The 22,151-nt window shown below is 60.0% G+C and carries 24 protein-coding genes; 13 read left to right on the top strand and 11 right to left on the bottom strand.

Annotated elements, in window-relative coordinates:
- Window positions 1-87: 87 nt before the first annotated feature.
- Window positions 88-1,437: a 3-deoxy-7-phosphoheptulonate synthase class II gene (locus C1896_08320; protein ID AZZ44910.1), complete on the top strand. Its 1,350-nt coding sequence runs from the start codon at window positions 88-90 to the stop codon at window positions 1,435-1,437.
- 372 nt (window positions 1,438-1,809) lie between these two features.
- On the opposite strand, the gene C1896_08315 is transcribed toward C1896_08320, so the two are convergent.
- Complete coding sequence (locus C1896_08315) at window positions 1,810-2,634, bottom strand: tRNA 2-thiocytidine(32) synthetase TtcA (GenBank protein ID AZZ47581.1); 825 nt, start codon at window positions 2,632-2,634, stop codon at window positions 1,810-1,812.
- Window positions 2,635-2,746: 112 nt separating this feature from the next.
- Here C1896_08315 and C1896_08310 point away from each other — a divergent pair, with 112 nt between their 5' ends.
- The 4 genes from C1896_08310 to C1896_08295 all read left to right on the top strand — a co-directional run bounded on the left by C1896_08310 (window position 2,747) and on the right by C1896_08295 (window position 5,469).
- The gene (locus tag C1896_08310; GenBank protein ID AZZ44909.1) at window positions 2,747-3,376 is read left to right on the top strand and encodes a molecular chaperone DnaJ; all 630 of its coding nucleotides are present in this window, start codon (window positions 2,747-2,749) and stop codon (window positions 3,374-3,376) included.
- A 138-nt stretch (window positions 3,377-3,514) separates the two neighbouring features.
- A complete protein-coding gene (locus C1896_08305; protein AZZ44908.1) occupies window positions 3,515-4,114 on the top strand; it encodes a YIP1 family protein in 600 nt (199 codons plus the stop codon).
- A 139-nt stretch (window positions 4,115-4,253) separates the two neighbouring features.
- Window positions 4,254-4,919 carry a YIP1 family protein gene (locus C1896_08300; GenBank protein AZZ44907.1) on the top strand — a complete coding sequence of 222 codons (666 nt, stop codon included), beginning with the start codon at window positions 4,254-4,256 and terminating at the stop codon, window positions 4,917-4,919.
- Window positions 4,920-4,974: 55 nt separating this feature from the next.
- Window positions 4,975-5,469: a SprT family zinc-dependent metalloprotease gene (locus tag C1896_08295; protein ID AZZ44906.1), complete on the top strand. Its 495-nt coding sequence runs from the start codon at window positions 4,975-4,977 to the stop codon at window positions 5,467-5,469.
- A gap of 16 nt (window positions 5,470-5,485) precedes the next feature.
- On the opposite strand, the gene C1896_08290 is transcribed toward C1896_08295, so the two are convergent.
- Entirely contained in the window at window positions 5,486-6,670 is a 1,185-nt protein-coding gene (locus tag C1896_08290) for an MFS transporter (protein AZZ44905.1), read from the bottom strand.
- Window positions 6,671-6,957: 287 nt separating this feature from the next.
- Between C1896_08290 and C1896_08285 the strand changes: the two genes are divergently transcribed.
- From C1896_08285 to C1896_08250, 8 genes are all read left to right on the top strand, one after another.
- Window positions 6,958-7,128: a nitrate reductase gene (locus tag C1896_08285; protein ID AZZ44904.1), complete on the top strand. Its 171-nt coding sequence runs from the start codon at window positions 6,958-6,960 to the stop codon at window positions 7,126-7,128.
- 74 nt (window positions 7,129-7,202) lie between these two features.
- Window positions 7,203-7,463 carry a glutamate synthase gene (locus C1896_08280; GenBank protein AZZ44903.1) on the top strand — a complete coding sequence of 87 codons (261 nt, stop codon included), beginning with the start codon at window positions 7,203-7,205 and terminating at the stop codon, window positions 7,461-7,463.
- Complete coding sequence (locus C1896_08275; protein ID AZZ44902.1) at window positions 7,460-9,964, top strand: nitrate reductase catalytic subunit NapA; 2,505 nt, start codon at window positions 7,460-7,462, stop codon at window positions 9,962-9,964. The genes C1896_08280 and C1896_08275 overlap by 4 nt, the downstream gene beginning before the upstream one ends.
- Window positions 9,965-9,975: 11 nt before the next feature.
- Window positions 9,976-10,458, top strand: coding sequence for a cytochrome C (locus C1896_08270; protein ID AZZ44901.1), 483 nt, complete (start codon window positions 9,976-9,978; stop codon window positions 10,456-10,458).
- Window positions 10,459-10,468: 10 nt separating this feature from the next.
- Complete coding sequence (locus C1896_08265) at window positions 10,469-11,065, top strand: cytochrome C (GenBank protein AZZ44900.1); 597 nt, start codon at window positions 10,469-10,471, stop codon at window positions 11,063-11,065.
- 222 nt (window positions 11,066-11,287) lie between these two features.
- Window positions 11,288-12,085, top strand: a complete 798-nt coding sequence (locus C1896_08260; protein ID AZZ44899.1) for a dienelactone hydrolase — start codon at window positions 11,288-11,290, stop codon at window positions 12,083-12,085.
- A 340-nt stretch (window positions 12,086-12,425) separates the two neighbouring features.
- Entirely contained in the window at window positions 12,426-12,863 is a 438-nt protein-coding gene (locus C1896_08255) for a hypothetical protein (protein ID AZZ44898.1), read from the top strand.
- Complete coding sequence (locus C1896_08250) at window positions 12,860-13,261, top strand: META domain-containing protein (protein AZZ44897.1); 402 nt, start codon at window positions 12,860-12,862, stop codon at window positions 13,259-13,261. Before C1896_08255 ends, C1896_08250 begins: the two co-directional genes overlap by 4 nt.
- A gap of 386 nt (window positions 13,262-13,647) precedes the next feature.
- Here C1896_08250 and C1896_08245 read toward each other — a convergent pair whose 3' ends face one another.
- The 9 genes from C1896_08245 to C1896_08205 form a co-directional block, all read right to left on the bottom strand.
- Complete coding sequence (locus tag C1896_08245) at window positions 13,648-17,022, bottom strand: hypothetical protein (GenBank protein AZZ44896.1); 3,375 nt, start codon at window positions 17,020-17,022, stop codon at window positions 13,648-13,650.
- A complete protein-coding gene (locus tag C1896_08240; protein AZZ44895.1) occupies window positions 17,015-17,431 on the bottom strand; it encodes a pilus assembly protein MshP in 417 nt (138 codons plus the stop codon). The genes C1896_08245 and C1896_08240 overlap by 8 nt, the downstream gene beginning before the upstream one ends.
- Entirely contained in the window at window positions 17,421-18,329 is a 909-nt protein-coding gene (locus tag C1896_08235; GenBank protein ID AZZ44894.1) for a type II secretion system protein, read from the bottom strand. Before C1896_08235 ends, C1896_08240 begins: the two co-directional genes overlap by 11 nt.
- Window positions 18,320-18,730, bottom strand: a complete 411-nt coding sequence (locus C1896_08230; protein AZZ44893.1) for a prepilin-type cleavage/methylation domain-containing protein — start codon at window positions 18,728-18,730, stop codon at window positions 18,320-18,322. The genes C1896_08235 and C1896_08230 overlap by 10 nt, the downstream gene beginning before the upstream one ends.
- A gap of 17 nt (window positions 18,731-18,747) precedes the next feature.
- Window positions 18,748-19,023: a hypothetical protein gene (locus C1896_08225; GenBank protein AZZ44892.1), complete on the bottom strand. Its 276-nt coding sequence runs from the start codon at window positions 19,021-19,023 to the stop codon at window positions 18,748-18,750.
- The gene (locus C1896_08220) at window positions 19,020-19,520 is read right to left on the bottom strand and encodes a prepilin-type cleavage/methylation domain-containing protein (protein AZZ44891.1); all 501 of its coding nucleotides are present in this window, start codon (window positions 19,518-19,520) and stop codon (window positions 19,020-19,022) included. Before C1896_08220 ends, C1896_08225 begins: the two co-directional genes overlap by 4 nt.
- A 33-nt stretch (window positions 19,521-19,553) precedes the next feature.
- On the bottom strand, window positions 19,554-20,012 hold the full coding sequence (locus tag C1896_08215; protein AZZ44890.1) for a mannose-sensitive hemagglutinin a: 459 nt from the start codon (window positions 20,010-20,012) through the stop codon (window positions 19,554-19,556).
- A 20-nt stretch (window positions 20,013-20,032) separates the two neighbouring features.
- Window positions 20,033-20,557, bottom strand: coding sequence for a type II secretion system protein (locus C1896_08210; GenBank protein AZZ44889.1), 525 nt, complete (start codon window positions 20,555-20,557; stop codon window positions 20,033-20,035).
- 107 nt (window positions 20,558-20,664) lie between these two features.
- Window positions 20,665-21,903: an MSHA biogenesis protein MshG gene (locus C1896_08205; protein AZZ47580.1), complete on the bottom strand. Its 1,239-nt coding sequence runs from the start codon at window positions 21,901-21,903 to the stop codon at window positions 20,665-20,667.
- Window positions 21,904-22,151 lie beyond the last annotated feature (248 nt).

Raw genomic sequence — 22,151 nt, 5'->3', positions numbered from 1 at the left:
TAACAGCCCGATTGGTAAGGGCTATCAGCGCCGAACCGGCACATCAGGTAAAATCCGGGCACTTTTTTGCGGACGGAATCAATTTCCATGAGCCACGCCTGGAGCCCCACTAGCTGGAGAGCCAAACCCATCCAGCAGCAGCCCGAATACCCCGATGCCGAACATCTGAAGCGGGTCGAGGGCACATTGGCGAGCCTTCCACCGCTGGTGTTCGCTGGCGAGGCACGGGAGCTGCGCCGGCAATTCGCCGAGGTGACGCAAGGCCGCGCGTTCCTGCTGCAAGGCGGTGACTGCGCAGAAAGCTTCGCCGAGTTTTCCGCACCGAAGATCCGCGACACCTTCAAGGTGCTGTTGCAGATGGCGATCGTGATGACCTTCGCCGCTGGATGTCCTGTGGTGAAGGTCGGCCGCATGGCCGGGCAGTTCGCCAAACCGCGCTCTTCCGGGGACGAGACTATCGATGGCGTCACCCTGCCGGCGTACCGCGGCGATATCGTCAATGGCATTGGCTTCGATGAAAAAAGCCGCGTGCCGGACCCGGAGCGGCTGCTGCAGGCTTATCACCAATCCACATCCAGCCTGAATCTGTTGCGCGCTTTCGCCCAGGGCGGGTTCGCCGATCTGCATCAGGTGCATCAGTGGAATCTGGATTTCATCGCCAACTCGCAGATGGCTGAGAAGTATCACCAGCTAGGCGCTCGGATCGACCAGGCGCTACGGTTCATGCGCGCATGCGGCATGGACAACGCGCCGCAGTTGCGCGAAACCAGCTTCTTCACCGCCCACGAGGCGCTGCTGCTGAACTACGAACAGGCATTCGTGCGCCAGGACAGCCTCAGCGGTGGCTGGTACGACTGCTCTGCCCATATGCTCTGGATTGGCGACCGCACGCGACAGCTGGACGGGGCACACGTTGAATTCCTGCGCGGCGTGGGCAACCCGATCGGCGTGAAAGTTGGGCCGAGCATGGCCAGCGACGAGCTGATCCGCCTGATCGACGTCCTCAATCCTGAGAACGATCCCGGTCGTTTGAATCTCATCGTGCGCATGGGCGCCGACAAGGTCGAGGAAGGCTTGCCGCGCCTGATCCAGGCCGTGCAACAGGAAGGTCGTCAGGTCCTGTGGAGCTCCGATCCGATGCACGGCAACACCATGAAGGCTTCCAGCGGTTATAAAACCCGCGATTTCGCCAAGGTGCTGGCGGAGGTGCGGCAGTTTTTCGATGTGCATCGTGCCGAAGGCAGCTACCCCGGCGGCATTCATATTGAAATGACTGGGCAGAACGTCACCGAGTGCATTGGCGGGTCGCGCCCAATTACCGAGGACGGGCTTTCCGACCGCTACCACACCCACTGCGACCCTCGGCTCAACGCCGACCAGTCGCTGGAAATGGCGTTCATGATCGCTGAAACACTGAAGCAGGTTCGGCCGAGCTGATATCACCTGCGACGGGTTACGCCCTGGCTCGGTTGGCGAGCCGGGGCATACCTCAGGAAGTTGTTGCGATCTCTTCAGGTCCCTCGCCGGGCCGCAGCCGTAGGGTGGGCTTTAGCCCACCGCATATCGTCCGGCAAACACCCGGACCGATGCCGTCAATCGCCGCTGCTTTGGTGGGCTGAAGCCCACCCTACAGGTGTTGCGATCTCTTCAGTTTCCTTGTCCGGCCGCAGCCGTAGGGTGGGCTTTAGCCCACCGCATATCGTCCGGCAAATACCCGGACCGATGCCGTCAACCGTCGCTGCTTTGGTGAACTGAAGGCCACCTACAAGAGTTCGCTTCCGACTTATAGCTTGAAGCTTGCGGCTGCCGCTACAAACTCATCACATCGAGGAAGCGCGGCGTGGCGTCGTTGTCGATGCGCAGGCTGGTGAAGTCGAACAGGTTGCGGTCGGCCAGCTGCGAGGGCACCACGTTCTGCAAGGCGCGGAACATGATCTCGGTACGACCGGGCGACTTGCGCTCCCATTCCTGCAGCATTTCCTTGACCACCTGGCGCTGCAGATTCTCCTGCGAACCGCAGAGGTTGCAGGGGATGATCGGAAACCCCTTCATCTGCGAATAGGCTTCGATGTCTGCCTCGCTGCAATAGGCCAACGGCCGGATCACCACATTGCGGCCGTCGTCAGACAGCAGCTTGGGCGGCATGGCTTTGAGCGTGCCACCGTAAAACATGTTGAGGAAGAACGTCTCGAGGATGTCGTCGCGATGATGACCGAGCGCCATCTTGGTTGCACCGATCTCATCGGCGAAGGTGTAGAGCGTGCCGCGACGCAGACGCGAACACAGCGAGCAGGTGGTCTTGCCTTCCGGAATTTTCTCTTTGACGACCGAATAGGTGTCCTTCTCGACGATGTGGTAATCGACGCCAATGGACTTCAGGTACTCGGGCAGCACGTGCTCGGGAAAGCCAGGCTGCTTTTGGTCCATGTTGACGGCGACAATCTCGAATTTGACCGGAGCCACTTTCTGCAGATACAGCAAGACGTCGAGCATGGTGTAGCTGTCTTTGCCGCCAGACAGGCAAACCATCACCTTGTCGCCTTCCTCGATCATGTTGAAATCAGTGACTGCCTCGCCAGCAAGGCGACGCAGACGCTTCTGCAGTTTGTTCTGGTTGACCGAGAGGTTGCCCATTTCAGAGTCCGGTGAGATGCGAAAGGCGCGCATTTTACGCGCAAAATGTACCGGCGCCCCACCCCATCCATCCAGCCGTTTGTAACGCTGGCCTTGTGCTAGGCTTTGCGACATGAACGATGATCTCGAACCCGAAATGGACCTGGCCGAGCAAATATTCGTGCTGCTGCGCGAACAACCGGAAGGTTGCAGCGAATACCAGCTGATCCAACAGCTCAAGGCCCGGCACAGCACTCATATCCCCAACCTGCCGCTACTCGACAAGCTGGTGCTGTTCCGCACCCATTTCCTGGTATTCAACGCGCTGTACCAGCTGCGCGACCAGCTCTGGGGCGAGAGCCGCTACAACCTCCAGATTTCGCCGTTAAACGTCCAGCTTCAACCCTATGTGCCTGGTGCCAGCGGAGTCGCCGAAAACGATCCGTTGCGCGACTACTACCTGGACATGACCAATCTGCGCGATACCGACGAACAGGAGGTGGAACGTCTGTTGGCGAGCTTCTGGTCGCGCATGCGCGGCGATCACCTTGGCGAACGCAACGAAACTTGGGATCCGGAGCAGAAACGCGCAGCCTTGGAGCTGTTCGAGCTGGACCAGGAGGCCTCTTCGCTCAGCCTGCACACCATTAAACGGCGCTATCGCCAGTTAGTCAGCATTCACCACCCCGACCGTGGCGGCAGTACGACACGCCTCCAGTCAATCAATCTGGCGATGGAAATACTACAACGCTATTACCGATAGGTTCATAGCTTCCAATTGCTCTAATCGAGCCCAGTGCGCCGTACCGTCCGCTCCCTATACTGCGACTTAAGGTCGCACGCCCGTCACACCGACGGAAAGCCAGGCGAAGCGACCCTCCAAAACTGAGGAGACGCTGGCATGATCAATCACGTTTGGGGACTGTTTGCACACCCGGGCCAGGAATGGCAGGAAATCACTGGAGAGGAGCGTGAGGTCGGGCATTTGCACTTGGGAGAGGTGCTGGTACTCGCAGCGATACCGGCGATATCGGCGTTCATCGGAACCACCCAGGTCGGTTGGAGCATTGGCGGTGGCGAGGCGGTAAAGCTCACCGAAAGCAGTGCATTGCAACTCACCTTGCTGTCCTACCTCGCCATGCTGTGTGGTGTGGCCGTGATGGGCGCCTTCATCCACTGGATGTCACGCACCTATGACGCAAACCCGACGCTGGTGCAGTGCATCGTGTTCGCAGCGTACACCGCCACGCCACTGTTCGTCGGCGGCCTGGCCGCGCTCTACCCGCACATCTGGCTGGGCATGATCGTGGGCACGGCGGCAATCTGCTACACGACCTACCTGCTCTACGTTGGCCTTCCGACATTCATGAACATCCCTTCCGACGAGGGCTTCCTGTTCTCGAGCTCTGTGTTGGCTGTCGGGCTGGTCGTGCTGGTGGCGATCCTCGCGCTGTCAGTGATCATGTGGGGCATGGGGGTCGGCCCAATCTACGTACGCTAGCCTTCCACGATACGGGCCGATGCGGTGGCCTCCGCGTCGGCCCGTTTTTGCCTGCGACATGGTGGCGTTGAATCCCTGTCGCGCTTGAGCGTCTATACCAGCAAGACCTGCGCTCAAGCATCGGCATTAGGAGGCCCCCATGACCCCAGAATTCATCAGCTTGTTCACCCGGCCCGACCGAGCCTGGGAGACGATCCGCCAGAAGGAAGACGCCCACAGCCTGCATTACCTGATGCATTTGCTGCTACTGGCGCTGATTCCTGCCGTGTGCCTGTTCATTGGTGTCACCTTCGTAGGATGGAGCTTGGTGGACGCCGAACGTGTACGACTCGATTTTGCGAGCGCTTTTCAGCTGTGCCTGTTGCTGTACATCACCATCATTGTCGGCACAGTGATCATGGGTTTTTTCGTAAGGTGGATGGCGCGCGCGTTTGAGGTACGCCCGAATCTGAACCAGTGCATTGGTTTCATCGCTTACGTCATCACCCCGTTCCTCCTCGCCGGCGTGACCGGGCTGTACCCGAATCGCTGGTTCGCAGCGATCGTTCTGCTCATAGCAGGCATCTACTCCACTTACCTGTTATTCACTGGCCTACCAGCCTTCATGCGCCAGCGCAGCTCGCAAAGCTTTCTCTATGCCAGTTCGATCTGGGGTGTGGCGCTGCTGGTGATGGTGACGGTGCTGGTATCCATGATTCTGTTCTGGTCTCAGTTCCTGCAACCCAACTACGAACGCACCGTACAAGCGAACCAGAGCTACGGCACCCAGGAAGAACGTCCTCAGGAGGAGCCCGGCGGTCTCTGAGCGATTGTCAGCCTGGCGGATTGCGGCATAATTCGGGGCTTCTTCGGAGGCCCCTATGCCCGACCAGCTACACGCCCGAGTCGAGGCCTGCTATGAACAGGCCGAGGCTTTTTTCAACAAGCGCTTCGAACGACCGAAAGTCAGCTTCAAACTGCGCGGGCAGAAAGCCGGCGTTGCGCATCTGAACACCAATCTGCTGCGCTTCAACCCGCAGCTGTATCAGGAAAACCGCGAGCACTTCCTCAAGCAGACCGTGGCTCACGAGGTGGCCCATTTGGTCGCTCACCAAATGTTCGGCGGCCGGATTCGCCCCCATGGTGAAGAGTGGCAATTGATCATGCGCGGCGTTTACGAGCTGACCCCTGATCGCTGCCACAGCTACGAGATCACCCGCCGGCAGACGAGCGCTTACATCTATCGGTGTGCCTGTCCCGAGCGAGATTTTCCGTTTACCGCTCAGCGCCACGCATTGGTCCGCAAAGGCCGTCGCTACTTTTGCCGCACCTGCCGCGCCACCCTGGCTTTCAGCGGGGAGCAGCGAATCGACTGACCGACTGGCCGCCGCGCTATAGCCGTCTGGCGCGCCAGGCTGCGATCACGAACAGCGCAGCGAGCGCACCCATCAAAGGCAGCCATCCCGCATGCTCCCACACGTAGCCGGCGGCGTAGCCGACCACACTCGACCCGAGATAATAGGCACACAGATAGAGCGCCGACGCCTGCGCCTTGGCGCCCTTGGCATGCACGCCGACCTGCCCGCTGGCCACGGCGTGTGCAGCAAAGAAGCCCAAGGTGAATAACGCCAGTCCGATCACGATTGCAATCAGCCAGGGCGTCGAACACAGCCCTACGCCTAACAGCATCAGCGCGATACCGCCTTGCAGTACGCTTCTCGCACCCAGGCGTGGCACCAGCCGCCCGGCCCAACCCGCACTGAATATGCCGGCCAGGTAAACAGTAAACAGCAGACCGATAACCGTTGAGGAAAGGCCGAACGGCGCGCCGGCCAGACGAAAGCCGATGTAGTTGAACAACGCGACGAAGCCACCCATCAGCAGAAATGCCTGAAGGAAAAGATTGCGCAGGATCGGGTTGCTCAGATGCTCAGCAAAGTTGCTCAGCAGTCCGCGCAGAGACAGCGGTTGTGGCTGGAAATGGCGAGATGGGGGTAGCAGCCAGACAAAGGCGCCCAGCGCCACCAGACCCAAGCCGGCAATTCCGCCAAGCGCCAGTTGCCAACCGCCAAGATCGCTCAGCAGGCCCGACAACAGTCTGCCCAGGAGGCCACCGAGCGCCGTCCCGCCGATATACAGCCCCATCGCCGCAGGCAACGACTCGGGATCGAACTCCTCCCCCACGTAGGCCATCGCCAGTGCCGGCAGCCCGCTGAGTGCGAGACCCAGCAAGGCCCGCAACACAAGCAGCAGCGTCCAGGACTCCACCAGGGCGCAAGCAAGCCCAAGCAAGCCCGCCAACAGGAGCGCCACGCCCATGACATGCTTGCGCCCCCAGCTTTCCGCCAAGCCCCCAGATATCAACAGGCAAAGCGCTAGCGATAGGGTCGTCAACGACAAGGCCAAGCTGCTGGTGGCGGCCGACACTGAAAAATGCGAGGCCAGCAGCGGCAGCAATGGCTGCACGCAATAGAGCATGGCAAAGGTTGCGAACCCTGCGCAGAACAATGCCAGCGTCGCTCGACGGTAATCAGCGGTGCCGCGTTTCAGGTGGGAATCAAGCGAGTCACAAGACATGAAAACGATCTCTACGCCCGCGCAACACGGGCCCAAAAAAGCCTCACAGGCTAGCACAACCCTAGTATCAGCAAGCTGCCTGCATACCGTCCCAGAGCCTCGTACCCAGGCAATCAGCTATCGAGCGCGATGGACGAAACGCATCCAGCACGAGCCTGTTCATTGCGCCAGATCAATATAAGTGGTTTTAGCCCCTATAGCCCTTAGTCAAATAGACAGCTGGCTTTGATTAAGCTGGGAACGCTTACTAGACTCCCACTACGCCACTCGGATTAAAGGTGAACGTAGTGCCGCACCATACCGATCCCGCACCTGTGGGAAAGCCGGAAGAAACACGGCTATTTGTCTTTCTGCTGGTTTTCCTGTTCCCCCTTCTAAGCGTCCTGACCGTATCCGGCTATGGCTTCATCGTCTGGATAAGCCAGCTGTTCTTTGGCCCACCCGGCCCGCCGAGCTGATTGCTCGATACCGGAACACCCCCTCCATTCATTGCTTGCTCGTTTCAGGGCAGGCGGAGCTTCATAAGAAAAAAATGACCAATGCCTTGCATATCGCGAGCCTGCTCGTGCACTGCCGCCCCGAGCTACTCGACGCGGTGAAACAGAACCTGCTGCTATTGCCCGGCACAGAGCTTCATCAGGAAAGCGCCGCCGGAAAAGTGGTGGTGGTTCTTGAGGCGGAGCATGAAAGCCGCATTCTCGACACCATCAGCCACATCCAACAATTGCCTGGCGTCCTCAACGCTGCCCTGATTTACCACGAACTCCTCAGCCCCGAAGGAGAGCCGGAATGAGCCTCACACGACGTCAATTCGCCAAAGCCAACGCCGCGGCCATCGCAGCCAGCGTGGCTGGCATGCCTATCGCTACCAGTGCTAGCAATCTCGTTACTGATCCGCAAGCGACGGCGCTCAAGTGGCACAAGGCGCCGTGCCGGTTCTGTGGCACCGGCTGCGGCGTGATGGTCGCCACCAGCGGCGACCGCGTGGTCGCCACGCATGGCGATGTCAAGGCCGAGGTCAATCGCGGTATCAACTGCGTCAAAGGCTATTTTCTGTCGAAGATCATGTACGGCTCCGACCGTCTGACTGAGCCGCTGTTGCGGATGAAGGATGGCAAGTACGACAAACAGGGCGAGTTTCAACCTGTAAGTTGGGAGCAGGCCTTCGACATCATGGAAGAGAAATACAAGACCGCGATGAAAGACCACGGCCCCACTGCCGTAGGCATGTTCGGTTCCGGCCAGTGGACCGTGTGGGAAGGCTATGCGGCCAGCAAGCTAATGAAGGCAGGTTTTCGTTCCAACAACCTCGACCCAAATGCGCGGCACTGCATGGCGTCTGCCGCTGTCGGCTTCATGCGCACCTTCGGCATGGACGAGCCCATGGGCTGCTACGACGATATCGAAGCCGCGGACGCATTCGTGCTTTGGGGCTCGAACATGGCCGAGATGCATCCCGTGCTCTGGACCCGCGTGACCGACCGTCGCCTTAGCGCGCCGCATGTAAAAGTCGCTGTGATGTCGACCTTCGAGCACCGCAGCTTCGATCTTGCGGACATACCGATGGTGTTCACGCCGCAGACCGATCTGGTGATTCTCAACTACATCGCCAACCACATCATCGAGAGTGGCGCGGTCAACCAGGACTTCATCAAGAATCACACCAAGTTCGCCAAGGGCAACACCAACATCGGCTACGGCCTGCGAGCGACCGACCCGCGCGAGATGAAGGCCGAGAATGCCGCTGCGGCAGGCGGCTGGACCGACATCAGTTTTGAAGACTATGCCGAGTTCCTCAAGCCATACACCCTGGAGCGAGCGGCTCGCGAGTCGGGTGTTCCGGAAGAGCGCTTGCAGATGCTGGCGGAGCTCTATGCCGATCCGAAAACAAAAGTAATGTCGTTCTGGACCATGGGTTTCAACCAGCACACCCGCGGCGTCTGGGCGAACAACATGATCTACAACATTCATCTGCTTACCGGAAAAATCAGCGAGCCCGGCAACAGCCCCTTCTCGCTTACCGGACAACCATCGGCCTGCGGCACGGCACGCGAGGTTGGCACTTTTTCGCACCGCTTGCCTGCGGACATGGTCGTCACCAACCCCAAGCATCGGGCCGTCACCGAGAAGATCTGGAAGCTGCCCGAAGGCACCATCCCGGAAAAGCCCGGCTTTCATGCCGTGCAACAAAGCCGCGAGCTCAAGGACGGTGGCCTGAGGGTCTACTGGACCCAGGCGACAAACAACATGCAGGCCGGCCCCAACATCATGCAGGAGGTGCTGCCCGGTTGGCGCAACCCGGAAACCTTCATCGTTGTTTCTGACGTGTATCCCACGGTCTCGGCCCAGGCTGCAGACCTCATCCTTCCCGCTGCGATGTGGGTGGAGAAGGAAGGTGCCTACGGCAATGCCGAGCGTCGCACCCATTTCTGGCACCAGCTGGTCAGCCCGCCAGGTGAAGCGCGCTCGGACCTCTGGCAATTGATGGAATTCTCCAAACGCTTTACCACCGATGAAGTCTGGCCTGCTGAGCTGCTGGCCAAATCACCGGAGCTGAAGGGCAAGACGCTGTTCGAGGTGCTTTTCAAGAACGGTCAGGTCGACACCTTCCCCGTTTCGGATATCGAAGAAGGCTACCGGAACCAAGAGTCAGAGGACTATGGCTTCTACGTCCAGAAAGGCCTGTTCGAGGAATACGCTCAGTTTGGTCGCGGTCATGGTCACGACCTCGCCGATTTCGACCGTTACCATCAGGAGCGCGGCCTGCGTTGGCCGGTTGTAGACGGCAAGGAAACCCTCTGGCGTTACCGTGAAGGTCATGACCCCTACGTCGAGAAAGGCTCAGAGGTGCAGTTCTACGGCTATCCGGACAAGCGGGCGATTATCTTCGCACTGCCCTACGAGGCACCTGCAGAGATGCCGGATGAAGAATATCCGTTCTGGCTCAGTACCGGCCGCGTGCTGGAGCATTGGCACACCGGCAGCATGACCCAGCGTGTCGACGAGCTACACCAGGCTGTGCCGGATGCGCTGGTGTACATGCATCCGGACGATGCGCGCGAGCTCAAGGCCCGCCGCGGCAGCGTGGTCAAGGTCATCAGTCGACGCGGTGAAATGCAGGCTCGCATCGAAACCCGTGGCCGCAACAAGCCACCGAAGGGGCTGATCTTCGTGCCCTTCTTCGATGCCAACAAACTGATCAACAAGGTCACCCTCGACGCTACCGACCCGATCTCCAAGCAAACCGATTTCAAGAAGTGCGCCGTGAAGATCGAAGTGGTCAGCATCGCCTGAGGAGAGTCACCATGAAATTCCGTTTACTGCCTTTGATGCTCCTCGCGGTGTTTGGCGTGGCCGTCGCAGCCGGGCCCGATTACCCACTGGATGCGCCCGCCCCGGATGGTCGCCGGCCGGGCGGCACCATCACCCAGGAGTTCACCCCGCCTCCGCTCAAGGATGAGGAAAACAAGGATCTGAAGCGCGAGCGCAACTATCCGGAGCAGCCACCGACTATTCCGCACACCATTCGCGGCTATCAGGTCGATATAAACGGCAACAAGTGCTTGTCCTGCCACAGCCGTGCCAACAGTGCTCGCACTCAAGCGCCAATGATCAGCATCACCCACTTCACCGACCGCGATAGCCAGACGCTCGGCGCTGTTGCCCCGCGTCGCTACTTTTGCACCCAGTGCCATGTGGTGCAGCACGACGTGAAACCGCTGGTAGAGAACGACTTCGAGAACATCGACGAGCTGCTCTATCACGAAAACCAGCAGAACGAACAGTGAGGACGCCTGGATGAAGTCGATACTGTCGTTCCTCAAGCGCTACTGGACCGTTCTGCGCCGCCCAAGCGTGCACTACAGCCTGGGCGTCCTGACGCTCGGGGGGTTTCTTGCTGGCATCATCTTCTGGGGCGGGTTCAATACCGCGCTGGAGGCGACCAATACCGAAGCCTTCTGCATTTCCTGTCACGAGATGGAAGACAACGTGTACATGGAGATCAAGGACACCATCCACTACACCAACCGCTCCGGCGTCCGCGCGACCTGTCCGGATTGCCACGTGCCACACGAATGGACAGACAAAATCGCGCGCAAGATGCAGGCTTCGAAAGAGGTCTGGGGAAAGATCTTCGGCACCATCAGCACGCGGGAAAAATTCCTCGGCATGCGCCGGGAAATGGCCGAGCGTGAATGGCGTCGTCTGAAGGCCAATGACTCGCTGGAGTGCCGCAACTGCCACAACTACGAGTTCATGGATTTCACTCGCCAAAGCAAACGCGCCGCCGAGTTCCACTCCAAAGCACTAGGTAAAGGCGAAGCGACCTGCATTGACTGTCACAAGGGCATCGCCCACCGACTGCCAGACATGCACGGCGTGCCGGGCTGGTAACTATAAGAGCGGCGCTGATCCTGAAGGGCAGCGCCGAATCATCATCGATGAACCTGAGCCCAGGGACGGGCTCAGGTACTCAGACCGCCTTGATTCACATCCCCTCCGGAACGCTTCCGGCTCCTGCCCGCGCTTTACCCGCTGAACAACCCTGTTGCGCCTGTGTCGAACTCCGGCTAAGTATCGGAACGTCTCGATATCAACGACAACAAGGAGTCCACCATGCGTTATCAACTGTTCGGTGCAGCCCTGATGGCGGCCAGCGCCGCCGCTCACGCTGAGATCCAGACTCAGGAAATCCCCTACACCGCAGCCGACGGCACCAAGATGGTTGGCTACTACGCCTACGACGACGCTATCGAAGGCCAGCGCCCTGGCGTCGTGGTGGTCCATGAATGGTGGGGCCTCAATGACTACGCCAAAAGCCGCGCCCGTGACTTGGCCGGACTGGGTTACAGCGCCCTGGCAATCGATATGTATGGCGAGGGCAAGAACACCGAGCATCCGAAGGACGCGATGAGCTTCATGAAAGCCGCCCTGGCCGACGCCGACGCGGCCAAAGCCCGCTTCAACGCCGGTGTGGATCTGCTCAAACAGCAACAGCAGACCAACGGCGCCAAACTCGCAGCCGTTGGCTACTGCTTCGGCGGCAAGGTCGTGTTGGACATGGCCCGTCAGGGCGTACCACTCGAAGGCGTTGTCAGCTTCCACGGCGCCCTGGCCACCGAAACCCGCGCAGCGCCGGGGAGTGTCAAAGCGCGCGTACTGGTCGAACACGGCAGCGCCGACAGCATGGTCAGTGCCGAAGACGTCGCTGCACTGAGCGCCGAAATGGTCAAAGCCGGCGCTGACTATCAATTCGTCAACCTGCCAGGCGCCAAACACGGCTTCACCAATCCAGGGGCTGACAAGTTTCAGGAAAAAGGCGTCGATGTGGCCTACAACAAAGCCGCCGACGAGCGCTCATGGAATGACATGCAACGCTTCCTCGACGAAACGTTCGACAGCAGCCGCCCTTAACCCAACGGCCTGACGCACCGGTCATGCTTGCGAAAGCAGTGTGTTTTGGTGCTGTGGCGTATGGAACCGCTTGGTGGCTTGGGTTCGTTGATGCTTCACGTTGACGGGCGCCCTTCGTGTCCCCCCTCAACAACCGTAGCTGTCTAACGGTCCGTCCTCTCCCGTTTGGGGAGAGGCTGGGGTGACGGCTGGCGAACACCGCCATCCAAGCCCACCCCGCGCACGCCGCTGGTTTCTTTACTTCTTCCGGTGTTCCGCCTCCCAGAGCAGCCTCTGGCCAGCTCCCGTGCTAGCATTACGGCCCACCGCAACTCCCCCCATTCCGAATCGATCGCGAGTCATGGCCGAACACGATTTTCGCTACACCCTGCTCAACCCCGGACACACCCTGACCGAATGTCGCGCCTTGGCGCCGGGCCGTTACCAGGTCACCGGCAACGGTGGCAATGTTCGCTCAGGCGATGTCCTTATCGTCACGCTTAAAGGCAGCCGAGACCTCTCCCAGCGCCTGACCGTCGACAAGGTTCGTCACCTGATCAACCCGCCAGGACAGTGGATGGCCGTGGCCAACGGCCCGGTGTTCAAGGAACTGGCAATCATCAACTGGCAGGTCGATTGCGACGGTTGCAGCAAGCAGCTGGATTTCGAATTCGCCGTAGACGCCGCCAAAGGCGACGCCGCACGCGCGCCAGCGGCCGAAGCCAGGATTGCCGACCTAGGCTGGACGAACGACACCGGCCGCCACCTCTGCCCAGTCTGCCAGAGGGCAAAGTCATGAAGAAGATCGTGTTGGCCGGCTTGACCATCTTGTTCTTATCGGGATGTTCGGTCGAACCCTTAACCCTGCAGAACGAAGTCACCTATATCGCCGAGTGGATCGGTGACGAGCCCGTGGTAGGCCGTAACCCTGTCTCGCTGACCTTCAGCGAAGACCGCGCCTATGGCAACGCCGGTTGTAACCACTGGTTCGCCAGCTACCAGCTCGACGGCCAGAAGCTGCGCTTCAGCGAAATCGGCAGCACGCGCAAGATGTGCGCCGATCACATCATGAAGCAGGAACAGCACTTCCTCGAACTGCTCTCGCAAATCGAACGTTGGGACGTCTCCAAGATCGACCAACTGCGCTTCTGGCCCACCGAAGGCGCACCGCTGCGAGTCTGGCCAGAGCAGAACTGAACTGCGCCAAAGATGGGCACGCCGGCTATGGTGTGCCCCCTGAGCAAGCGTAAAGCCTCAGCCGTAGCCAGCACCTATAGCCCACGGCCCGCCTCAGGAATCAGGCGTACCGCTCGGGGCGCTTTCATTCAGCCCCGACAAACCCAACTGAAACCCGCATAGCCACTGCAACCTAGGGCACGCAGCAAAACCTCGGGACTGGTTCTGTGTGTGACCGGTTGCGACCGCTGCCATAGTTGACGGAATTGGCACGCCCTCTGCAATAACCTAGGTAACCAGTTTTGGGGACCCTGGTACAGGCAGGCCAGGGATTCCCTCTTTTATTTCTCAGCCGAAGGGCGGCAACAGCGGCCCTTCGGCATTTCAATTCCCCAAGGGCCGGTGTCTCACATTCCCCGGTAAACCTCGCGACGGAAGATCAATGGCTTCGGGCCATGGTAGATCCCGAAACTGACAAGCCCTAGGCTCGCCTCCCGCCCCTCGCCCTGCCAGTCATACCAGAGCCATTCGGGCACCTGTTGAAACCCAATCCGGGCTTCACCGGTCGCATCCGGCTTGTTGATGATCAGGCTGCCTTCGTACCCAACCTTTCCGCCATCAATCTGTAGTTCCTTGCCCACCAGATTGCCCACCTGTTCGGTTGCCTGGGCATTCCCCCAAACCGTCGCACTGCAGGTATCACCGGCTTCAGGGCGAAAGATGCTCGATGCCTGCCAGGTCTCGATGACCCAGGGTAGGCTCAGGTCCTGCAGTTCGGAGCCGTGGCCGTTGCCGATCCGTAGCCGGCCCAGGCGAAACTCGCTCTGCCCCAAGATCGCCCCGAAGGATTCGCAAGCGCTGCCATGACAAACACCGTCCCTGTCTGTCAGCGTTTCGGCGGCAAAGCGCAAGCGGAGCTGGAATGGATGGTCGTCGGCGCCTGGTTGCGCAGCTCGCTGGTAGCGCAGCCAATCCGCATCCCAGATATAGGTCCGCTGCCCGTCCCCGTCGTTTTTCCCGCTCTCGCTGGGCACGAGGCCCTCGATCGATTGCCAAACCAGCTCGGCGGGGTCGCCATTTCCCTGAACCAATCGAGGCGCTAGGTCCAAGTTCCGGTCAGCCGCCAGCCAACTCGGGGCCGGGTTGCTATCGAAGCCCCAGAAGCCATCGAAATCGTAGTTCTCGGTGGGGTATTCCATCCCATCAGCGAAGCCATAGCCGGCAATAGTCAGCGCCGGCGGCGTGATCCAACCGACCGGCTGATACTGGTAGCTGAATACGCCGCAACCAGCGTCCAGCGCGCCGTCGATCCGGGCTTTCAGATGCTGTGGGATGAACCGCCCGACTGGAGCTGACTCGCTGGCCGGTACAGCCACGCCGAGGTAGGGAGGCGGCTCGACGCGCAAACGAAACACGCCAACCTCCGATAACGCCAGATCTTGGATAACCGTTCCATCCCAGTTTGCCGGCAGTCCCGGAGGTAGATGGTCATAACGACTATCCGCCGGTCTGAGCACACGTCCGGCGACCCCGCCGATAGCTGGAGAGGGGGCCAATACAACCGGGCGCAGCGGCACCTGATCCTGTCGATAATTCCGGGTTGTACCCGCAGCACAAAGATCGCCATCGGCACGCCAGACCACCGGCCTGATCGCCGTCGAAAACGCCTGGCCAACCTGCCGAAACACATCGCAGCTGCTGTCTCCCGCCGGGCAGGTCTGCGACGGCTCGATGCAGAAGCCCGCCGGCGTGGAAACAAAGTCATCGCTGCCGCTAATCGGCCCACTGTCACCCTCCTCCGCGCTGCCCGGATAGTAGGCGTTTAGCAGCATCCGTCCGGCTTCAGCGTAATTCACGTCGAGCGAGGTGGCGCCGTTCTGATTGAAACGAAGCGCGAGCGACCGAGCCTCTGCAAAGTTCTGCCCGACCGATTCGGCATTCACCTGAACTGGTTTCGAGCTGTCCGACAGCTCGTTGACTGACGGAGTGACGAAGCTGCTCCAGAAACGCACCTCACGCGTGCTGTCGGTGAACGCCGGCTCGCAGCGAGGGCTTCCTTCGTCACCGACGTCGATGACCGCACGCATGGGCACAACCGATTGTCCGCGACCTGCCTGCATATCCGGAACATCGAAGATAAAGCCGCTCTGTACGAAGTTCAGCAGGCAGTCGGAAGAATGCGGCGCGTCGCCAATCCGGCAAAGTGTCGATCTAAAGGCATCGGGCTCTGAAGCGTCGACGGCCAAGGGCATCTGCAGCTGTAGTCCCTGGAGCTTAAAGGTCCCGACGCCGCCCCTGAGCGTCTGCTGGTTGCCACCGAGCCAGCCACCTCCTCCGAGCGTGACCGATACCTCACCCGGATAGGGCTGACAGGCCTCAGGGGCTGCATTGGTACAAGCCATGAGCGTGACGGTTTGGGGACTACAGGTATGTGCCAAGGCACTAGTGGTGAATTCGAAATGATCAATGCTTGCTGGCGTGCCACACCAATGGCGCGCTGCCATCTGCCTCTTGTAGTCATCGATTGTCCATAGCCCTTGATCTAACCGAACCTCGTCGATCGATCCGACCAGACCACTTGAATCACCTGCGATGATAAGAGGGTGAGTGTCATTCGGAATTGAACCAAACAAGAATGTCTCACTGGCTGCCGACTCGGCAGTTCCGTCCAAATAAAGTGCCCCTTCTAGCCTGTCTATGCCTAAGAAGACGACCGCTAGTTTGAGGTGAAAGCCTACGTGGACCCACTTGCCAATCGGGAGTGGGCCAGATTCAACCGTCAAAGCTCTTCCGCCGAACCAGGTAGGTGCTCGTGAAGTTAGTACCAACCGACGTTGGTTATCTAACTCAAGCCTGTACGTAGCTCCCTTAGTAAACACGGCGACGTTACCGCTCGGCGTTGCCTCCACCTTGAGCCAGAAACTCGCGCTCAATTCACGCTTGAGATCAAGTGAGTCGTGATCTCGTACCTGTACCGCGCTTGCGGGCGCATCAAATCGCCCATATCTACACGTACCTTCGCCCTGACGATCCACGGGCCAGGCTGGGTCAACCCCGGCGGTAACCGCCCCGTTAATTACTTGGATGTCGAATGCCCCCCGCCCAGTGTTCGCCGGTACGCCCCAGCTCGCCTCGTCGAAGCGCAGGTAGAGCGGGATGTTCTCCGAATCCTGGCAAAGGTCGCCTTGAGCAAAGGCCGAGGCGGCCACCTCGTCGTACGTAATGGTGTCCTTGACCTTGGTATCGATGCTGCCTTCGGCTGTTACGGCGCCCTCTATGTGAGCGCTGGGATTGGCGGTGACATCGCCGGTCACGTACACCAAGGCATTGATATCGTTCTTGGTGCCGATGCTCAGATTGCCGCGCACGACAATCAGCAAGTCGGACGCTGAACCGTCCGGATTGATCTCGCTATGCGACGCAAGGTCTAGGTCGCCATTGACGAATATGCGCACGGGCCGGCCGGCCGTTACCGAGATGGTCTCGCCATTGTTCAGCTTGCCAGCGTTGTAGAAGTAACCCCCAGCCGCGGCGTACGCCGCACCGCGGGAGGGAAAGGGACCGTAGACCTGGCGACCCATTACGGCAAGGTCGAGTGTCGCGCCAGTATCCGGTGTCGCGTCCTGGGGAAAGACATTTGAGCAGAGCGCCGCCGACGCGGTTGGGCTGCCCAGACAGACAATACCGAGCAGGCAAAGCACCGCGAGCGACGATGCCTTCACCCGCACCCTGCCCGCCAGTATCCGCCAGCTGCCCCGTATTTTCTCTGGCATGTCATTCATCCTTTTCCACCACGGCACTCAACTGCCGGTACACATGATCCGGGCTGCCCGGCGAGGCGTACTGTGCGCTAGCCTGCAGCGAGATGAAGCGCAGGCTACGGTCTTCCTCGGGCAGGGAAACGGCATCAGGGGGTATGTCGCACTTCACCTCTACCTCAAAGCCCTCCAGCGTGAATTGATCTTCACAAGAAAGATCTGCCATCGCCCTATGGATCCCCCACTCAATCCCGGCCCGCGCTGCCTGATAGGCCCGCGCCTGCTGGATCGCCATGCTGCTGGTGGCGCTCTGGGTTTCGGACATCCGCGCCATGGCCGCGATCGCGCCGGCGATGACGATAATGACAAACATCGCGGCGACTAGCCCGAAGCCGCCCTGGCGACTCTGTAGGAAGGAAAAATCAGGGGGCATTATCGACCTGGACCTGCTGCAAGAGGGTGACGGTTCCGCCAGCGCCAGCCAGTACCAGTTTGAGCGTCACAAGGCCATTGCGCGTGTTGTTGCCGGGTTCGTAGCTGAACTGGCTCTGGCCGCAATCGACACGATCGACCACGGTGGCGGCACCGGAATAATCAGACGCGGCCAGTTCGCCAAATTCGGCGCGAACCAGCGCACCATTTCGGCATTGATAGCCGACGGCTCGGTCGGCCAGAAAAAACCGATGTTGCGGCGAAGCGAACTCAAAACGGAAAGCCGAGAGATCAGCCTCAAGCACGCCGTTTTCCCAAGTGAAGGCCTTGGGTGACACCGGCGAGACCGCTCCATCGACGGGCTCGGGTCGCCCGACGAGCGCGCCGGTGTTGTAGATTATTAGCCAGTGCTTGTTCTTCTTGCTATCTGCCGGCTCGATCGGGCTGAGGATATCAATCAAGCAGCGGCCGGATGACTGCGTACAGGCCGGTGGGTCCTGACGTGGCCCATCGGGCATCGGCAGATTGGCACGATAACGCCCGGCCGCCGCGATCGGGACGAGCCTGATTTCATCGCCCGTGTCGGCTACAAGGACGGAGTTTGGTACGGCTAGCCGAATATCGCGCGCCATCCGGTTGAGCGCGATCGCCGCCCGATCGGTCAGTTCGGCCCGCTGACTATTGTCGGCGAAGCCTTGCAACGGCCGCGACATGACCGTACCGACCATCACCGCGACGGTTCCGGCCAGCGCGATCACCATGATCAGCTCGACCAGCGTGAACCCATCGGTACTGCCCGCGACTTGCCTGAAGCCCTGACCGGAGAATGCCGAACCAGCGCCCGCGAACGTCCCCTCTCGCCGACTGTGCTGGCGCCTCGGCGCTCGTATCAAGGGCATAGGGCATTCCCCGCCGCATCGTACTCGCCGTAGCAAGTGCGCCAACCGGATAGCTGTAACGACTGGTTCTGCGGATCGGTCACCGTCACCTGGATGTGGGTGGCGTCAACACCGTTCAGCTTGGCAGCACCATCGACCGTCAGCGCGACCGAGTAGCCGGCCAGCTCGGTAACCGGTTCGCCGGTAAGATTCCGCGGGGCAGCGGCTGATTGCGCCGCGCTGCTCAGCTGGTCGTAGGGCAGTGCCAGCGCCGCCGACAGATAGCTTTCGGCGATCATCACGCTCTGCTGGCGCAGCAGTGGAACGGCTGAACGACCAGTGATAGCGGCTGCTGCCGAAAACAGTGCGGCAGCAGCAATACCTATGATCACGATGGTGATGACCAGCTCGACCAGGGTCACGCCCCGTTGAGATCGAATCACAGCTGATACCTCGGTCCCGTGGCGCGCCCGTAGGGCGGAAAACCGCGCAGCGTTTTCCACCGCGGGTTCTGATTGTGACCGGTGGCATGAGGCACATTGGCGGATGGGTGAAGCATCATCCACCTCACGTTTGCGTACGACAGGTTGTGGTTGGGCCGCATGGCGTCGAAGCTAAACGTACATCGCAGCGATGGCCAACGCGTGCCGCCGTCATCACAGCAGCTGCCAGACATCAAGGGCTTGTCTCGCCATTCGAACGAGCTGCGGATCATGGCCGCGCCTCGATAAAGCCGGTTGAATGTACGGTAAGTTCGAACTTCCCTTCCGCGAACTTGACACTTGCCGGGGTATCGACAGCACCAAGAGCGTTAAAGGTAACTGTCAACTTCTGATTGATGCTGACCTTCTTTGGGTTGTTACCTTGCAGATCTCCGCCAGCTGGGCCGGCGACCGGGTAGCCACGCTTGGGGTCAATTGGCGCATCGCCGCAATCCTGGGCATAGACCGCTCGATAGCCGTCTTGCTCCAGCTGTATCTCTATCGAGCAACCACTGGCCACTGCCAGCTTTTGAGCATAGCGAAAGGCCGAGAACGCTTCTTCGAAGTAGAAACGCTCGTCAAATGACTGACGATCGAAAAAGCGCGGCCCCACCACGGCGGCGAGGATGCCCATGATCACGATGACCATGATTAGCTCGACGAGGGTAAAGCCGTGCTGTAACGAACTAGACAGAGTCGACGTTTGGAAACTGAGTCCAGCCAGCTTCATCGAAGCCCTACCTATAGTGGCATGGAAAATCGGTCAGCTCGCACAGGTATCGTCAACGGCAATCTGCGGAACTTGGTCTGCTAAATCTGTCGCCGCTGGGTCTGCCTCAGCAAAGGTGACGGAGCAATCTGTACCCGTATATCCATCCGGGACATACACAATACTTCCAGTTCCCGGCGTCCCAGTGAAACCGTCCTCATCGATAGCAGCACCGATGCCCACTGCGGTAGCTAGCGCATAGCCGTTAGTGGTAGTGGTCACGCTCCCCCCTTCTACGTTTACAGTCGTGCCGGTACCGCCACCTGCCAGCCAGGCCGAATGAACAATCGCTGAGGCACTTTTTATCGAACCCGCAAGACCTTGGACGGCAGCCGCTCGCGCGTTACTACCCAAATCCGCAAACTTCGGCAACGCAAACGCCGCCAAAATCCCCAAAATCACAATCACCATAATCAACTCGATCATGGTGAAACCGCTCTGTTGCTTCTTCATAGTTGTCGCTCCTTATTGACTCAGTTGAAGTTGACGAAAACTTCGCCGGTATTGGCGTTGTATTCGATGACGTCGTCACCGCCATCGAGGTTGTAGGTGTACAGGCAGCGGGTGCCGTTGGCCGTGGCGGTGAATGCCGGATTGGTGCCAGTCAGGCTCTGGGAGGACGCCTGTAGCAGGTTGCTCCAGAGGTTGCGACATTCATCGGCAGACATGCTGGTGTTAGCGAGCGGGGTGCCGCTGCGTTCCGTGCCAACGGGCCAGCCGTTGGCGTTCACGTCCATCGCGCCGTTGCCGTAACCCTGCACGTTGATCTGGCAGTTGTTGGCCAGGCAGGCATTGCTACCGCCGCCACGGTTCAGTTCGTACTGGCCACGCAGCAGCGAGACGGCAGACGTCAGCGCACCGCCTGCGCTGCGCACACTGGCGCGGTGGGCGTCCTTGGCCGAGTCGATGAAATGCGGCAAGGCCACTGCAGCTAGGATGCCGAGGATGGCGATGACCACAACCAGCTCGATCATCGTAAAGCCCTTGTTTCGCTGCATTCCGCTTGTCCGCTGTCGGTTTTCTGTCATCTGTTTACCTGTGAGTGAGCACGCTGCAACCGCCGTGCCTGCCGGATCACGTCTGTAATCATGTTTTTCGAAGCTCATCACCCCCTCCCCTGCGCCGCGCTACCCAGTTCCCACATCGGCAAGAACACACCCAATGCCAGCACCAGCACCATTACGCCCATGCAAACGATCAGGATTGGCTCGATGGCGTCGGCCAGTTGTTTGAGGTCGTAGTCGACTTCCTGTTCGTAGAAATCAGCCACTTCGATAAAGAGGTCGTCCAGCGCGCCGGTTTCTTCACCGACGGCCATCATTTGCAGGACAAGCGGTGTAAACAGGCCTGAGTTATGGGCCGAGCGGGTCAGGGCTTCGCCGCGTTCGACGCTTTCGCGGATGCCGAGAATCGCCTGGCCGATATGCTGGTTGCCGACACTGGCGCTGTTGATCGAGAGGGTCTGCAGCAACGGCACACCGGCGCGGTACATCATCGCGAAGGTACGGGTGAAGCGCGCCAGGGCGATGCGTTCGAAGATGCCGCCGACAATGGGCAGGCGCAGTTTGATGCGATCCCACTGGAGTCGACCGGCATCGGTCTCGATCCATTTGAAGAAGGCGTAAAGCCCGCCAACGATGCCCAGCAGCAACAGCCACCAGTAGTCGCGCATGAAGTTGGAGGTGCCGATCAGCACGCGGGTGGCCCACGGCAGCTGCGCGTGGAACTGGGCGAACACCTTGGCGAAAGCCGGGATCACCAGCAGGTTGATCACCGCGAGCGCGACGCCCATGGCGACCATGACGAAGATGGGATAACGAGTCGCCTGCTTGATGCGCTTGCGGGTTTCGCGCTCCAGCTCGAGGTAGGCCGACAGCTGTTTGAAGGCCTGGTCGAGCTGGCCGGTGTTCTCGCCAACGCTGACCATACTGACGAACAGGTTGTTGAATACTTTGGAGTGGGCGTTCAGCGCGACGGCCATGGATTGGCCGCTCTCCAGGCTGGCACGCACGTCCTGCAGGATCTGCCGAAAGAACAGGTTTCGGTTCGACTCCGCCAGACCGCCGATAGCGCGGATGATCGGCACACCGGCCTTGCTCAGGCTGTACATCTGGCGGCTGAAGATGATCAGCTCATCCAGATCGACGCGCTTGCGCCGGAGCTTTTCGCGCAGCACCGCCAACGCATCACCGTTGCCGGCCTGACTCTCGCGGGCTTCGATGGTCAGCGGAGTGATCTGTCGTGACAACAACTCGCCCGCAACGGAATCGGCGCTGGCACCCTCGAGCGCACCGCTGATCTTGACGCCTTGGGCGTTGCGGCCGGTATAACGGAAGGCAGGCATCAGATTTGCCATCCAAGTCTTGCGATCAGCGCACCGCTCCGCGCGGACCGCCCGCCCCGAGGTGCATACACATCGACGCATTCACCAGCCTGAGATGACGAGCACAACGCATGCCAGCAAGCATCGACGCGATGCGCCGCCCTGCGCTCATGGCTCGCCAGCAAGCTGGCTCCTACAGGTTGCGCGTGCGTCATGGTCGGTTCGCCTATGCCTTGCATGCGTCCATAGGCGCGAGCGTGCTCACGAAC

Source organism: Pseudomonadaceae bacterium SI-3 (assembly GCA_004010935.1).
In the GTDB taxonomy this organism is placed as follows: Bacteria; Pseudomonadota; Gammaproteobacteria; order Pseudomonadales; family Pseudomonadaceae; genus Stutzerimonas.
Note: the sequence above shows the minus strand (reverse complement) of the source record. Positions and strands in the feature narration are given on the sequence as shown.